At 64.4% G+C, this 16,163-nt stretch carries 9 protein-coding genes; 8 read left to right on the top strand and 1 reads right to left on the bottom strand.

Annotated elements, in window-relative coordinates; genetic code table 11:
- The first annotated feature begins 231 nt into the window (after positions 1-231).
- Both ABIC21_RS13670 and ABIC21_RS13665 read left to right on the top strand, forming a co-directional pair.
- Positions 232-2,922, top strand: a complete 2,691-nt coding sequence (locus tag ABIC21_RS13670) for a helix-turn-helix transcriptional regulator (RefSeq protein ID WP_354350941.1) — start codon at positions 232-234, stop codon at positions 2,920-2,922.
- A complete protein-coding gene (locus ABIC21_RS13665; protein ID WP_354350940.1) occupies positions 2,909-5,617 on the top strand; it encodes a helix-turn-helix transcriptional regulator in 2,709 nt (902 codons plus the stop codon). Before ABIC21_RS13670 ends, ABIC21_RS13665 begins: the two co-directional genes overlap by 14 nt.
- A gap of 427 nt (positions 5,618-6,044) precedes the next feature.
- Here ABIC21_RS13665 and ABIC21_RS13660 read toward each other — a convergent pair whose 3' ends face one another.
- A complete protein-coding gene (locus ABIC21_RS13660; protein ID WP_354350939.1) occupies positions 6,045-7,418 on the bottom strand; it encodes an IS1380 family transposase in 1,374 nt (457 codons plus the stop codon).
- A gap of 429 nt (positions 7,419-7,847) precedes the next feature.
- Here ABIC21_RS13660 and ABIC21_RS13655 point away from each other — a divergent pair, with 429 nt between their 5' ends.
- The 6 genes from ABIC21_RS13655 to ABIC21_RS13630 form a co-directional block, all read left to right on the top strand.
- Positions 7,848-9,386 carry a sugar transferase gene (locus ABIC21_RS13655; protein WP_354350938.1) on the top strand — a complete coding sequence of 513 codons (1,539 nt, stop codon included), beginning with the start codon at positions 7,848-7,850 and terminating at the stop codon, positions 9,384-9,386.
- A gap of 71 nt (positions 9,387-9,457) precedes the next feature.
- Positions 9,458-9,904, top strand: a complete 447-nt coding sequence (locus ABIC21_RS13650) for an FAD synthase family protein (RefSeq protein ID WP_354350937.1) — start codon at positions 9,458-9,460, stop codon at positions 9,902-9,904.
- A gap of 74 nt (positions 9,905-9,978) precedes the next feature.
- A complete protein-coding gene (locus ABIC21_RS13645; RefSeq protein WP_354350936.1) occupies positions 9,979-11,190 on the top strand; it encodes a DUF1972 domain-containing protein in 1,212 nt (403 codons plus the stop codon).
- The gene (locus tag ABIC21_RS13640; RefSeq protein WP_354350935.1) at positions 11,187-11,960 is read left to right on the top strand and encodes a CDP-alcohol phosphatidyltransferase family protein; all 774 of its coding nucleotides are present in this window, start codon (positions 11,187-11,189) and stop codon (positions 11,958-11,960) included. The genes ABIC21_RS13645 and ABIC21_RS13640 overlap by 4 nt, the downstream gene beginning before the upstream one ends.
- Positions 11,961-12,264: 304 nt before the next feature.
- Positions 12,265-12,711 carry a hypothetical protein gene (locus ABIC21_RS13635; protein WP_354350934.1) on the top strand — a complete coding sequence of 149 codons (447 nt, stop codon included), beginning with the start codon at positions 12,265-12,267 and terminating at the stop codon, positions 12,709-12,711.
- Positions 12,708-16,163: LamG-like jellyroll fold domain-containing protein (locus ABIC21_RS13630; RefSeq protein ID WP_354350933.1), on the top strand; the 3,456-nt coding region annotated here is incomplete at its 3' end. The genes ABIC21_RS13635 and ABIC21_RS13630, both read left to right, overlap by 4 nt.

Below are 16,163 nucleotides of genomic sequence, written 5' to 3'. Positions count from 1 at the left end.
CCAGGGACTTCCGCGGCCGCGTGCCGTGTCACGCGCCGTCGCTGGCACCCGAATTGCTTCCAAGCTTCCTGAAATGCCGTTATGATCGCTCTACTCTCATATCGGGGGATAGGGATACGCTACTTCTAGCGGACGGTCTCAGGTTTGCTGTCCGCAAAGCGGTACGAAGGAAACAAGATGTCGAGGGAATCGCTGGGCTGGGGGAATGTTTCCACTACATTGGCACCCGCCATGGAAGAATATGCAGCCGGTCCGCTGGACCGGCACAGATGGTCAGGTCTTGCGCGCACTGCAGACGCTGACCGGGTCCGCAGCGCCCTGCTTGGGGAGGACCGGATGGGCGTGGTCATCACCGGCGACCGCGGGGTGGGTAAAACCCAGGTGGGGCGCGCCGCCGTTGCGGGCTTCGGACCCGACGTCCACACACTCCAGCTCCGCAGCTCGGGACCTGGCTCGGCGACGCCTTACGGTTGCCTGGCATTCACGCTCGCCCGACTGCCGCAAAGCTCCCTCGGCTCGCCGACAGCCATCCTGCACGGCATTACCTCCCTGATCCGCGACGACGCCGCCGGACGCAAGTGCGTCATTCTGCTGGACAACGCCGGAGTCTTGGACGAACTGAGCACCGGAGTGCTGCTCAATCTGGTCCAGACCCGGACCGCGAGGCTTGTCGCCACTGCCCAGCGCACCACCGACCTTCCTCCGGACTTCTACTGGCTTATAACCTCCGGGCAGCTGGCCGAAGTCCGGCTTGCCAACCTCACCGAGGTCGAAACCCTGGAGGTGCTCCAAGGAGCGCTGGGGCACAGGGTGTCCAGCGCCCTGGCCAGCCAGCTGCACCAGCTTGTCGGCGGGAGCCCCACCCTGCTGCAGGCCGTTGTCTCGGAGCAGATCGAACGCGGCAACCTGGTGCTGTCAGGAGCTGTCTGGACCCTGGTCGATGAGGTGGTCCTTGACGGGCGCACCGCGCTGGAAGATATTGTCCGGGCCCGGTACGCCCGGGAAACACCGGTGGCCCGGGAACTCATCGAGGTGCTGTCCTGCGCACGGACCCTGCCTCTGGCCCGGCTCGCGCGGATGTACAGCCCCGACGTCATCGCGGACATGGAGGATGCGGGGCAGATCGTCGTCGACCGTACGGGCCGGCATCTCGTTTCGCTGGGGGACCGCTACCTGGGTGACATCGTCCGTAACTGGCTCAGCGTGGAACGCCGGCTGGAGTTGCGGGATAAGGTGCCGGGGCACCAGCAGGACGAGCTCAACGAGCTGACCGTGGAGGACCTGCTGGCATATGCGGCCTGGACCCACGACTGTGACGCACCCCTGGCACCCGCGCACGCGGTGGCGGCTGCCGGCGCCGCTGTCAGACTCTTCGACCCGAAGTTCGCGCTCAAGTGCGCCGGCAGCCTGAGCCCGAAGGACCCGGAATGGACCGAGGGCCAGCTGCAGAAATCCGCGGCCTATCTTCAACTGGGGCTTCCCCTGCAGGCCATGGCGGCCCTGGACGATGTGTCCGGAGCCCAGCTGGGCGCCCTCGGCGCGGAGGCGTACGCGGAACTGATTGCCGCGAAGGCGGACTGCATGTCCTGGCTCCAGGACCGGACCGGAGCAGTCCCTGCCCTGGTCCGGCAAGCCCGACTGCGGCTCCACGAGCTCTCCGAGGCGCAGCCGCCGGTCTCACCGCAAGAGCTGACCCGTGCCGGACTGTGCCTGGACCTCTGCGAGTTCAACTATCTCTCCTTCGTCGGTGACTACGCGCCGATGATGGACCGGCTCAGCGCGGCGGCCACGTCGGACGTCGACGGCGCCGATCCGGTGCACCGGCTCAGGTCCGCCATCATTTTGATGGAGGCCCTTTGCATGACGGGCAAGGAAATCCAGGCCCGCAAGCTGATGCGCGAGATCGGCGGCCAGTTGGGGGAATGGTCCAACATTCCCAGGATCCGGGAGAACTTTGCCTGGCGATCCTTCAATGTTCTGCTCTTGTCCGGACACTGGCGCCAGAGCATTGACATGCTCAAGGACGCCAGCGGCCGGGCCGGCCACGGGCTGCATTCCGGCAGCGCACCCACTGACCTGGCTGTCGGTCTCGCTTATGTCTACGCGGGCCGCGGCTACATGGCCCTCGATCCGCTGCTGGCCGCGATCGCGCAGCTCGAAGTCCGGGCAAGCCTGCACTCGCTGCGACAGGCCTACGCAGCCACTGCATTTGCTTACGCCCAGACCGGGAATTCCGTGCAGGCCACCGTTTACCTGGACCGGGCACGGTCAGCGGACGGCCCCGCCCGCTTCGCGGTCCGCAGCTCCGCCGACTTCTGCATGGACATGGCCTCGCGCTGGCTGGGTGATCCGGAGGCGAAGGACCGGCTGGTTCACGCGGCCGAGGAACATCACCGGGCGGGCCGGTACACTCTGGCTGGCATCTTCATGCTCGGCGCCACCGTCAACGGCACCGCCAAGGATTTCCAGTTCATGGAGGACATTGCGGCGCTACGGCAGGGGCCTCTCGCGGAATTGTCCCGGACAATCGCCGTAGGCAGCCGCAAGAAGGACGCCGCCGTCATGCTGGAAGCCGCCGGACAGGCTGCGGCACTGGAACTCGACGCAGTCCAGGCCAGATGCGCGGCCCTCGCTTTCGACTTCGCCAAGGCCGCGGGGCTGAGCGCAAGGGCCAGTGCCGCCCACGCCATCCTTGAGGGCCTCGCGGACACCCTGCCCGCGTTGCCGATCATCCCCAGAAACAAGGGGCCGCTGCTCACCGACAGGGAGCGGCAGATTGCCACCCTCGCCGGCAACGGGGTATCCAACAAGGACATCGCCCTGGCCATCGGCATTTCTGTGCGGACCGTGGAAGGGCACCTCTACCAGGTGTTTACCAAGCTGGGGGTTTCTTCGCGAAGTGATCTGCTTGGACTCATCTAGGAACCGCGCAGGTGCCCCCGCCGCGGCGGAAGCACCCGAATCCCTGACCGGGCGGACGGAGGACCTGCGTTCGGCGGTGGAGGCCCTCCAGGGGGGCACATACGTTGCGGTCCTGCTGCTTGGCGACAGCGGGATCGGCAAATCCACCCTTCTGGACGCCGTGGTGGCCGAACTGCAGACAGCCGTGACGCCCGTCCGCATCCACGGCAGCCCTTCGCTGGCGAACGTGCCGTACGGCGTGCTGGGCCCCTTTATTGTCGGACTGCCCGTGCAGGAGGCCACCTCGCAACTGGCGGTGCTCAGGACCTTCTGGTCGCGGCTGGAGGAAGAGCGCCGCTCGGCCCAGAGGCCCTTGCTGCTGGTGGTGGACGATGCCCATGACCTCGACGAGTCGACGGCCGGCATCCTGGTGGAACTCGCCGCTGCCGGCTGGGCGAAACTGCTTGTCGCCTCGGCCACCCGGCCCGGATTGCCGGAACCGCTGCTGCAGCTGTGGTTTGAGGGCATAGCGGAACGCCTCGACCTGCGCCCCCTGACCCAGCAGCAGACCTACGACATCCTCGACCGCGCGCTGGGTCCCCAGATCCTGCCGAGCGTAGCCGAAATCCTGTGGGAAGCTTCCGAGGGAAACCCGCTGTTGCTCAGCGGCCTCATTGACGACGCAAAGACCGACGGCACGCTGCTGCAACGCAATGGGGTGTGGCTGCTCTCGCGGCCGCTCAACAGCCACGGGGACCACTTGACCGACGTGGTGCGCAGGCAGTTGCTCCGGCGGTCCCCGCAGGAACGCCAGGCCCTGAACCTGATTGCGCTGGCCGAGCCGGTGTCCCGCGACTTGATCGAGGCCACGGTGGGCGAAGACCCGGTGGCCGCCCTCATCGAACACGAGATGATCCGGGTTACGCCGGCGCCGCACCCGCAGTTGAGGCTTTGGCACTCCATCTACGGCGACACGCTGCGCAACCTGATTTCGCCGGCCCGCAGCCTTCAGCTCCGGCAGAGCCTCCTGCGGCTGATGGACAACGAACCGACGTCGGCAGAGGGCCTGCTGCGGCAGGTGAGCTGGTCGATTGAATGCGGAGCGGAGGTCGAGGACCGGCAGCTGCTGCGTGCCGCCGTCCTGGCCAGCCGGCTCCACGAGGACGAGCTGGCGCGCAAGGCCGCCGCACTGGTCAGGGATCCTGAATTGCAGGTGGCTGCCCGGGCCGTCATGGCGCGGACCTACTTCAACACCTCGGACTATGCGGCCGCCCGGGACATCCTGGAGGCCGACTTCGCCAAGGGACTCAGCGTGGCTGTGCTCCTCACGGGAACGCTCATGTGGGCTGCGGTGCAAGCAGCCCTCGGCCACACGCCGGCCGAAATCATGGACCGCGCCGGCGCCCTCCTCGAGGCAGGGAAGCAGCTCGCCAGGAACAACCCCGACGATGCAGAGGGAATCCTCGCGGCAACCCGGGAACGCTACGCGACCATTCACGCCATGGTGTGCGCGCTGGCGGGGGAGTACACGGACAGTGCCGGCGCAGAGGCGGAGGCGGGTACGCGGCCTCCGCCAGCCAACGCCCTCGAGGCTGCGTTCAGGCTGGCGCTGACATCCGAGCGGCTCCTGGTACAGGGCAAAGCGGTCCAATCGTTCGCGGCGGTGTCCGAGGCCCTGGAAACCGCGGGCTCCGGACACGACGAACTGTATTTCCTCGCCGAGTTCCTCGTGGCGCGGGCCGCCGCGGCCGTGATCCACGGCGGCGACTGGGGGGCCGCCGAAAATCTCCTGTCCGGGGTAACCGCGGGAACGGGGCCCAACCTCATCTCGTTCGGCGGCGGAGTCCACGCCGCACACGGGATCATCCTGATGTATCAGGGCAAGGCCGCCCAGGCCCTGAACACCCTGAGCGCCGCCCTGGAATCTCTGCGGATCGCGGATCCCCAGCAACTCTTCGCCCTGACCTCCGCGATGGCCTTCGCCGCCGCCGCCGACGTCGGCGCACAGGACAAGGCTGCAGCATTCCTCGCCGACTACGATGCCGCCCCGCCGGCGGTGTCACGCTACCTGCGCATCCTCTCGCAGATGGCAGTCACTTACGGAAAGGCCCGCCTCGGCAACCATCCGGGCGCGGTCGCCGAGTTACGGGCGCTGGGCCGGCCCGACGGCGACGACTCCACAGCAGGTCTGGAGTTCGACTCGCTGGCCTTCTGCCTGGCCCTGGGCGACCGGGACGCGGCCACCCGGCTGCTGGAACTGCAACCCGACCTGGAAGGCACCCGGGCCGCCGCGATCTGCCAGTATGCTGCGGCGGTCAGCACGGACGTCGCCGCGGGCTACCTGGACGCAGGCAAGAGCTGCGAAGACGCCGAGCTGTGGGGCTTCGCGGCGCTCGCCTATGATGCCGCCGCGACGGGGTACCGGGCGGCCGGTGACACCCTGCGGGAGCGGATGGCGGCGTCCCAGCGGAAGCGGTGCCTGGACAGGGCAGACAGCGTCTCCGGCCAGGAACAGGAAGTCGAAGCCGACGCACTGGGCCTGCTGACGCGCCGTGAGCGGGACATCGTGGCGCTGGCGGTGCGAGGCCTGAGTGACCGCCAGATTGCCGCCGAGCTGCAGGTATCCATCCGAACGGTGGAAGGCCACCTTTACCGAAGCTACGCCAAGCTCAACGTCAAAGGCCGGGACCAGCTGCCGGGTACCGCCGGAAGCTGATTTTCGCGGAACCGAGTAGCCGCGGAAACCCGTATCCCGGGAAAAGAGTAGCCGCGGAAACCCGGACGCCGGGAAGACAAGTAGCTACGGAAACACGGATCCCGGGACCTGCTGATGGGCGCAGACACGGTGCGGTCCAGCTGCTGCATGCGGGGAAGACCGCCGTTTCCCATGAAGGCCGGTAGCTCCTGAAACCCCTGACGGACACCGTCGAGATCCTCGCGCATGCTGCTCCTGATGTCAGGCGCGTTCTCGGATGGACCCGGGGCGGCTAAGCCTTGATCCACCGATCCGTCCGGGCTGATGAGCTGAATCCGGTTTCGGCTCGTTGTGTGGGCAGCGGGCATGCTGGGGTGCCGGGCCTCGCTGCCCTTGGGTGTTCCACTGGTGGTTTCCGGTTGCGCCGTGTGGCTGGGTTGACGGTGGTTCAGGCGGGTTGCTGTGGCGGGTAGAGGTGGTCGAATAGGGCCTGCCATGGTGTTTGCCAGGGCCAGGATTCGGGCAGGTGAAGACGGATGCGCCGGGCGCTGGTGGCGATCCTGGCCGGGACGTGGATGAGTTTGCGGCGGATCGTTCCGGTCCGTGCCTTCCCGAAATGCCCTGCGGCGAGGAGCCCGGCGGCGCGGGTGAGGTTGTAGGCCATGACCGCGGCGACCAGCCAGGCAGAGTTCGCCGCGAAAACACCCGAGGGCATGTGGGCCAGGGCGCTGTCCTTCAGATCGGCATTGACCTGCTCAATAATGGCGTGTTTCCGGTGGGTTTTGTCCGCCCCGACGGTGTCCAGGACCGCTGTGTCCACGGTGGTGAAGAACGCGTGGTGCCGGTGGGTCTCGAAGAGGGTTTCCTGTCCGTCGGCGGTTTTCGGGTTCAGTTCCGGGATGCGGCCCACGACGAGGCGGCCGGTGATCTGCTGGTCCTTTTTGCGGGAGCTGAACGCGGTGAACACGGTTTCGGCGACCTCGGCCTTCGAGACCCAGATGTTGGTGGTCTCATCGAAGACCGCGTCGGTGTATTCGATGGTTTTCCACGCCGCTTCAGGGATCCCGGTGATGGCGCGTTTGACGGCCGGGTCCATACGCACCGTCACGGAGACTTCCGCCCCGCCGGCCAGGGCCGCGGAAACCGCGGCATGGCCGTAGTAGGCCGAATCGCACCGGCAGAGCACCCGCCTGCCGGTCTGGACACGCCTGAGCGTGGACAGGGCGTCGGTGATCAGGCGGTTGGCTCCGCGGGCCGAGTTCGCCGCCCCTTTGCGCAGCCGCTGGGCCAGGATGACCGGGGCATTGTCCTTCGCGGAGACCGTGGCCAGCAGGGCGTTCAGGCCGCGGACCCCGGAATACCCGTAGCCGGAGCCCTGCTTGGCATAGTCGTCAACATCGACGAAGACGAAGTCCGCCGCCCCTGGGCTCCCGAGCAGCGGCGCCAGAGTCCCCAGGTTGGCCAGGAAACGGGAGGCGACAGCATCCAACTGCCGCACGTGCCCAAACGTGAAGGACCGCAGGAACGAACCCAGGGTCGAGGGCGCATAACCGGCGGTGAAGAGCCGCTTCATCCCGCCGTGGCGCAGCAGGGCCATGTCATCGATGCTGTCCGCGCCGGCGACCATCCCGGCCACCAGCGCGGCGACTTTCAGCCCGGCGTTGGCGCCCTTGTCCGTCGGCACTGACAGCCACTCATCGGCCAGTTCCTGCAGCCCGGCGTCCCGGGCCAAGGTCATCACCGGCAGCAACCCGGCCACCGACACGAGATTCGGTTCGTCAAAGGAAACTGACACGGAGGCGCGCTTATGGGAAACTTGCATCTACGAGATGCCCTCTTTTCGGTGGTTAATGTGCTCTAGACAAGCTCCATTTTCCTTGGAAAGACGGGCATTCTCGGTTTAAACCGCCGTCGGCGCCCCGACCATCATCGGTGGATCAAGGCTAAGAGACCGAGCTTGCGCAAACCGGACTGCGGAGAGCCATTCCCGGGTACTCCGGCGGCAGTGGCACGTAGCGACTACCCGCAAGCTGCAACTCCAGCGCGTAGTCCACCGCTCCAGCAGCCAGGACGAGGCCGGGAAGACAGGTGGATCGTACTCGTGTGCCCCTCGCGCCCGGCTCATAGGTTTGCGATAGCAATCCGTCAGTAACCATTACGGCCACGAAATGGGTCTCCAAATGCGCACGTCTCTGCCGTCACCTTTGCCTTCTGCCGTTCACTGCATTGCCTTCCGTGCCGGAGTGCGCCCGTGACCACCGTCCGAGACTCCGCCGCCGGCTCCGTCCTGACAAAAGGCCCCATCGACTTTCCGCGGGTTGCAGCCGCACAGCTGCTGCATCATCGGACACGCGTCATCGGGGAAGGAACGCGCTGGAGCAACAAGTACCGCCGAGTGCTGGCCGTCAGCGATGTCTGCGTAATCATCTCGGTCACCCTGATCGCCCAGATGGCGCGGTTCGGGCTCGACGAAGTACAGGTGGCGGTGGGTTGGTTCAACGTCGGCTACTTCCAGATATCCATCCTGATAGCGGTGGCCTGGACGGTGGCGCTCGGCGCATACCGGACCCGGGATGCCCGAATCATCGGAATCGGTGTGGACGAGTACAAGCGGGTGGTCAGTGCCACCGTGGCTCTTCTGGGCATTCTCGCCATCCTTTGCCTCCTGTTCCAGGTGGACATCGCCCGCAGTTACTTCGCTTTGGCCTTCCCTCTCGGAGTGGCCGGCCTCATCGCCTCCCGTTGGGCGCTCCGTCGCTGGCTTACCCGGCAGCGCACCAAAGGGCACTACCTTTCGCAGGTTTTGGTGCTTGGGAAGCCCAAAGACGTGAGCTACGTCGTCAACCAGATTGAAAAGAAGTCCGGAGCCGCGTATCACGTCGTCGGAGTCTGCCTGACCGGAAACCCCGGAATGAAATGGCTGAACCTCGGGCGGCGGGCAGTTCCCGTTGTGCAGGAATCCTGGTCCATTGTGGACGCAGTCCGTGAGCTCGGCGCCGATGCAGTGATCGTGGCCGGCCCAAGCAAAGGCGGAGGCAGGTACATCCAGGAACTCGGCTGGCAGCTGGAGGAGTCGTCCACCGAACTTATCCTCACCACCGGGCTGACGAACGTGGCCGGTCCCCGGATCCATGCACGACCGGTCGAGGGCTTGCCGCTCATGCACGTCGAGCTTCCGCAGTACACCGGAGCCCGCCACACCGTGAAACGGCTCTTCGACATCCTGGCTTCCGCCTCCGCCCTGTTTTTGCTGCTTCCGGTCTTCCTGCTGCTGGCCATCCTGATCAAGCGCGACAGCCCCGGCAGGGTCTTGTTCCTCCAAGAGCGGGTAGGCAAGGGTGGCAAGAAGTTCCTGATGGTCAAGTTCCGCTCCATGGTGGAATCCGCCGAGGACGACCTCGCCGGGCTGTTAGATCAGAACGAGGGGTCCGGAGTGCTCTTCAAGATGCAGCACGACCCCCGGGTGACAGAGGTTGGCCGCTGGATGCGCAAATACTCCCTGGACGAACTACCGCAATTTTGGAACATCCTCAAGGGGGATATGAGCCTGGTCGGACCCCGGCCACCGCTTCAGCGCGAGGTCGACGGTTACAAGAACCGGGTGCACCGCCGCCTCTACATCAAACCCGGACTCACGGGGATGTGGCAGACAAACGGCCGATCGGAATTGAACTGGCAGGACAGCATCCGGCTGGACCTGTACTACGTGGAGAACTGGTCACTGGCCGGGGACCTGATCATCATCTGGCGCACCGCGCTGCAGATGATCAAACCCGTCGGCGCATGCTGATGCACATGGCCACCTATGGTGGCCGCACCTCTCTCGTCCCCTTTGCCGCCCCTGTAGCCCCAGGAGATGTCATGAGCACACGCGTTGGCTACGCCGCCGGAGCCTTCGATCTTTTCCATATCGGTCACTTGAACATCCTTCGACAGGCCAAAGGCCAGTGTGACTTTCTCATAGCCGGCGTCGTCTCGGACGAACTGTGCCTGGCCACTAAGGGAAGGCGGCCGGTGGTGCCACTCGTTGAACGGCTCGAAATCGTCTCCAGCATCAGCTTCGTAGACAGAGCGGTGGCCGAAACCCACACAGACCGGCTGGACACTTGGAAGGAGGCCGGTTTCAACGTCTTTTTTAAGGGCGAGGACTGGCGTGGAACCCCAAAAGGCATCCGCCTGGAACGTGCCTTCGCCGAAGTCGGTGTGGAAGTCGTCTACTTCCCTTACACAGTTCACACCTCCAGCACCGCATTGCGCCGGACCCTGGAGGCCATCGCGGCCTCGGCCCAGCGCGAGGCGGTCCACTAACCGACAGTTTTTGTTCCGTGCTGACAGTCCGGTCTCATCGCCAGGACGCGCACATCCAACTTCAGGAGGTAGACGTGGACAACACAGCGGCTAGCCCAGCACCACTGAGCATAGCCCTCGTAGGAACGCGCGGCGTCCCGGCACGATACGGCGGTTTTGAAACCTGCATTGAAGAAGTCGGCAAGCGGCTGGCCGCTCGCGGGCACAGGGTGGTTGTCTACTGCCGAGCTTCCAAAGACAGCGATTGCTCTGCCACTGATTACCAAGGCATGCACCTGGTGCACCTGCCGGCCCTAAAGCATCGCCCCCTGGAGACACTGAGCCACACAGCCCTCTCCGTGGGCCACCTTCTGGCACACCGAGTGGACGTGGCCGTCGTCTTCAACGCTGCCAATGCCCCCTTCCTGCCGATATTGCGGGCCGCCGGGGTTCCGGTTGCGACCCATGTAGACGGTCTGGAATGGCTGCGGGCTAAGTGGCGAGGGATCGGCAAGCGTTACTACCGGCTGGCGGAATCACTGGCTGTACGTTGGTCCGACGCCCTCATTGCGGATGCCAGAGGTATTCAGGACTACTACCGCCAAGAATTCAACGCGAGCACGACCTACTTGGCCTATGGCGCACCGATCCTCGACGCAGGGGTTAACCACAGGCTGTCCGAGATGGAGCTTGAGGCCAAGAAATACCATTTGGTCGTAGCCCGGTTCGAGCCCGAGAACCATGTGCACCTCATCGTGGAGGGTTATGTTCGCAGTTCGGCAACCCACCCGCTGATTGTCGTCGGTTCTGCCCCTTACTCGGACGTGTACACCCGGCATATCAAATCACTGGGGGATGAGCGGGTGCGCTTTGTTGGAGGCGTTTGGGACCAGGAGCTTCTGGACCAGCTCTACTCCAATGCCCTCATCTACTGGCATGGGCACTCTGTCGGAGGCACGAATCCCTCCCTGCTTCGGGCCATGGGTGCGGGCGTTGCTACCAACGCCTACGACGTGGCGTTCAACCGTGAAGTGCTCGGCGAGTCGGGCGAGTACTTCGCTGACGTTGCCGCCATCCCGGACCTGATCAAGAGCGCCGAGGACCCGACCTGCGACACAATGCTGCGCGGGAAAAAGGCGCAGGCGGAAGCACTTCGATACAACTGGGACTGGGTAGCGGACGGCTATGAGGAGTTGTGCCGGAATCTGGTGGAAGGCGGTTCGGGGCTGGATGGCTCCAACAGTGGACGCCGCACCGGCGCTTATCCCCTGAAGCCTTCCGTGGCGATGACGGGAGCGCGGTTATGACTGACACTCGCATCCCAGCCACGCCAGCCACTGCCCGGACCACCGCCTATTGGGAGATCGTCGCGCAGTTGGCCGCGAAGCAGAAGACCGCGGCCGGCAGCGCGCCGGCCTACTCGGTCTTCGTCAACCGCAAACTTGGCCGGCTGCTCGCCGCGTGGGCGTACCGCGCCGGTCTGACACCAAACGCGGTCACGGCTGTCAGTGCGGCTTTTACATTTAGCGGTATCGCCTTGCTGATGCTCTTTCCGCCATCCGGCTGGCTGGGCGTCGCGGTGGCATTGCTGCTGGTCATCGGCTATGCCTTTGACTCGGCTGACGGCCAAGTGGCCCGCCTGCGAGGTGGAGGCAGCCTCAGCGGTGAATGGCTGGACCATGTGGTTGACGCCACCAAACTGTCGTTGCTGCCGCTTAGCTTGGCCGTCGGCCTCTACCGTTTTCAAGCCGTCGACACTGCGTGGCTGCTGGTTCCGCTGGGATCTGCAGTGGTATCGGCCGTTCTTTTCTTCGGCATGATCCTCACGGAGCAGTTGCGCCGACAACTCGGGGTCAAGCCCGCTGTTGCCGCAAAGAGCCCGGGCTCCTGGCGGCGATCGCTGCTGTTCTTACCCATGGATTACGGCGTTTTATGCCTTTCGTTCCTGCTGTTGGGCTCCACGGCCGTATTCACAACCGTTTACACCCTGATCTTCGCTGGAACGACAGTCTTCCTCATCGCAGCGCTACCAAAGTGGTATCGCGATCTCACCTATGCCGGAAAGCAGGAACGTTGACATGGCAACAAAACAACGAGGGAAGAGGCAAACCCTCATCTTTTCGGCCACAGCCGTGCTGGTAGCTGCCGGCATGACGACGGTTGCCCTTCAGGTCAATATGGATGGCAAATTCACCACTGACCAACCGCTGGCCTCGGCCACACCCGGGGCAGTCCCGAGCGCCCCCGCAGCTGCCCAGAGCCCGGGGTCGGCCTCAACGCCGGCTCCGGCAGAACCCGGCGGGAGCACGGCGGATAGTGCAGCAGGCACACCCCAATCTGCAGCTGCCGGCCCCGCCCAGACCGCGCAAGCGTCGGCAGGAATGAGCGACGAGGCACTCGCGGAAGTAAAGCAGGCAGTCACGGTCGCCGCAGGCCTGGATACGCCGGTCGCCGCCGATTCGGGCGTTGAAGCGCATCTGAGTCAGCTGGAAGCCGTGGACGGAGAGGCAGCCGGAATCGGGGAGGTCGCGGGGCCGGCCGTTCGCTTTACCGTGACGTTGGCCAACAGGAGCGGTCACGACCTACCGACGAGCAACACGGTAGTGACCGCGAACGCCGGTCCGGAAGAGACACCCGCTCTTCAACTCAGTGGCCCCGGAGCCAGCAACTTCCCTCCAATGATTCCGGCCGGTCAGGAGGCGTCAGGGACCTACGTGTTCCTCGTTCCTCCGGAGCTCAGGAACCAGATTCGAATTTTCGTAAATTACCAAGCCAGTTCACCTATTGCTGCCTTCGCAGGAACCGCACCAGGAGTGAAGAACCCATGATTAAATCCCACGAATCCGCGTCCGAACAAGGTCCCGGCGACCACCGGCCCCGGCGTTCCCGGTTTACTGCCCTGTTGGGAGTCGTCGCGGTCATCAGCTGCGCCGTCGCACTGACGATTTTGCCCCCCGCCGGCGCGGACACGATGCCCCTCAACCCTCAGGATCCGGCGACGCCCGAAACCGTTTCCGCGGACGCACTGCCCACAGTGCAGATCGATGGTGTGGTCTGGCAGCAGGTCATCGTCGGAAACACTGTTTATGCGGCGGGCAATTTTAAGACAGCGAGGCCAGCTGGTTCGCCTGCTGGCACGAACACCGTGGCCAGAAGCAACATTCTTGCCTACAATCTGGACACCGGCGCCCTGGTCACCGGTTTTGCTCCTACCTTGAACGCCGAAGCACGGACGATCACGGCGTCCCCGGACGGATCAAGGATCTACGTGGGCGGCAGTTTCAACTCCGTCAACGGCACTGCTGTCAACAACATCGCTGCCCTGAACCCGACCACGGGTGCGCTTATCACTAGCTTCAGGCCGCTGATGGGCGCGCGGGTCAACTCCATTGTCGCCACGAACGAGACGGTTTACGCCGGCGGATGGTTTACTACGGTCGGTTCGGTGCCGCGCACGCGGTTGGCGGCTCTCCGGGCCAGTAACGGTGCCCTCTTGCCCTGGAACCCCACTGCGGTCGGTGGAGGGGTCAATGCGATGGTGCTGTCACCAGACGGAACGAAGATTTTGGTTGGCGGCGCCTTCACCAGCCTCAATGGCTCTTCGAACCCGGGCTATGGTCTCGGTGCGGTCGACACAGGCGCCGGTGCCACGCTTCCTTGGAGCTCAAACGGTCTTATCCGTAATGGCGGCACGCAGGCCGCCATCCTGTCGCTCAAGAGCGATGGTACTAACGTCTACGGCACGGGCTACGTCTTTGGGTCCGGTGGAAACCTTGAAGGCGCCTTCTCTGCGAACTGGAACGATGGCGCCATCAAGTGGGTCGAGGACTGCCACGGCGACAGCTACGACGTCTATCCCTCGTCCTCCGCGGTTTACGTAGCCACACACGCGCACGCTTGCGAGGGGGTGAACGCATTCCCGCAAACCAACCCGTGGACCATGCATCACGGGATGGCGTTTAGCAAGGCGGCAACACAGACTTTGTCGGCCACGCCCCACGGCGGATACTACAACTTCCGCGGAACGCCGGGACCCTCGCTGTTGAACTGGTTCCCGGACTTCACCATCGGCAGTTTCACAGGCCAGGGCCAAGGCCCTTGGAGTGTAACCGGCAGCGGGAAGTACGTGGTGATGGGTGGGGAATTTACCGCCGTGAACGGGCAACCCCAGCAGGGGCTCGTGCGGTTCGCCACAAAGGACGTCGCACCCAACAAGCGGGGCCCCAGGGCGGGTGGCACGGCTTTCCAGGTATCGGCTTCCTCCTTCCAGCCCGGCACGGTGCGCGTCTCCTGGCCCGCCAACTGGGATCAGGACAATACGAATCTGTCCTATGAACTGGTCCGGGACAACCGAACCGCGACGCCTATCTACAAGGCCTCGCTTGAGTCAACCTTCTGGAACCGGCCCGTGATGAAATACGTGGACTCCGGCTTAGAGCCCGGTTCCAGTCACAGTTACCGGGTTTACGTCAAGGACCCCTTTGGTAACGTGATCCAGTCGCTCACAGCAAACGTGTCTGTGGCAACCGCGGACACAGCCAGCCCTTACGCCGACTCGATTATCGGGGATGGCGCGTCAAACTTCTGGCGTCTGGGTGAACCCTCGGGAACTACCGCCAGTGATTGGGCCGGCGGGACGGATGCGACGGTAGGCACAGGCGTGACGCGAGGTATCGCCGGCGCTGTTAACGGGGACATCAACACGGCGGCCAGGTTTGACGGCTCGGTCAACGGAACTGTTGTTTCGCGAACTGCAGCTTCCGGACCCTCCATCTTCAGCGCAGAAACATGGATTCGGACGACGTCCACAAGAGGGGGAAAGATCCTGGGCTATGGAAGTGCTGCCACCGGTGACTCGAGCAGTTATGACCGCCACGTGTACATGGACAACTCAGGGAAGATCTGGTTCGGGGTATACCCCGGTGGGGTCAGGACTGTGAACACTGTCCAGAGTCTAAATGACGGACAATGGCACCACATCGTAGCGAACCTGGGTTCGACCGGAATGCAGCTCTACGTCGACGGCAAGCTGGCGGCGCAGAGGTTGGACGTGACGTCAGCCCAGGGTTACAGCGGGTACTGGCGCATCGGAGGAGACAACCTGAACAGCTGGCCGGCGCAACCGTCGAGCAAGTACTTCGCCGGCGACATCGATGAGGTCGCCATCTATCCGACTGCCCTCACTCGGACCCAGGTGCAAAACCATTACCAGAAATCTGGCCGGTCACTAAATTTACCGCAGGCCCCGGCTGACGCCTACGGCAAGGCAGTTTTTGACGCGGAGCCCCAGCTGTTCTGGCGGTTGGGAGAATCCAGCGGCACGCAGGCAGCAGACTCGGGGCAGTTGGAAAATCCCGGCACGTTCTATCCCGGCACCACCCTCGGGGCCTCCGGCGCTATCCAGGGCCTTGCCGACTCGGCGGCCGGTTTTGATGGTGCCAGCGGGCTGGTTTCAACCAACACCCTCATCAGTAACCCGACGGTGTACTCCGAGGAACTGTGGTTCAACACCACTACTTCCAACGGCGGGAAGCTGATCGGATTCGGCAATGAGAAGTCGGGCCTGTCCTCCGCCTATGACCGGCACGTCTACATGGAGACCTCCGGGCAACTGACTTTTGGCGTCTACACCGGCAGCCCGGTCATGGTTACATCGCCCGGGTCCTACAATGACGGCAAGTGGCATCATCTGGTGGCCACCCAGTCGTCGTCGGGGATGGTCCTCTATGTTGATGGTCAGTCGGTGGGTACGAACCCGGAGTCCACGCAGCAGGCCTACGACGGTTACTGGAAGGTCGGCGGTGACCGGACCTGGGGTCCGCAGCCCTACTTCGCCGGCGTTATCGATGAAGTGGCCGTCTACACCACGGCGCTCTCGGCCGACGCCGTCGCCACGCACTATTCACTGGGGGCGGGGGCAGCGGCCAATGTTGCTCCGGTGTCGTCGTTTGATGCGGCGGCGTCTGATCTGGTCGTTGCCTTTGACGGGTCCGGTTCTTCGGATGCTGACGGGAGCGTGGCTTCCTATGCCTGGGACTTCGGTGATGGGACGGCTGCCGGAACCGGGCAGACCGTGTCGCATACCTTCGGGCAGGCGGGCACGTACACGGTGCGTTTGACGGTTACTGATAATAACGGTGCCACGGGCGAGAGCACGCAAAGCATCACGGTAGCGGCTGCGCCGCCGGCCAATGTTGCTCCGGTGTCGTCGTTTGATGCGGCGGCGTCTGATCTGGTCGTTGCCTTTGACGGGTCCGGTTCTTCGGATGCTGACGGGAGC

The sequence above is a fragment of the Pseudarthrobacter sp. PvP090 genome (genome assembly GCF_040547365.1).
GTDB lineage: Bacteria > Actinomycetota > Actinomycetes > Actinomycetales > Micrococcaceae > Arthrobacter.
This window is presented reverse-complemented; position numbering and strand designations above follow the sequence as displayed.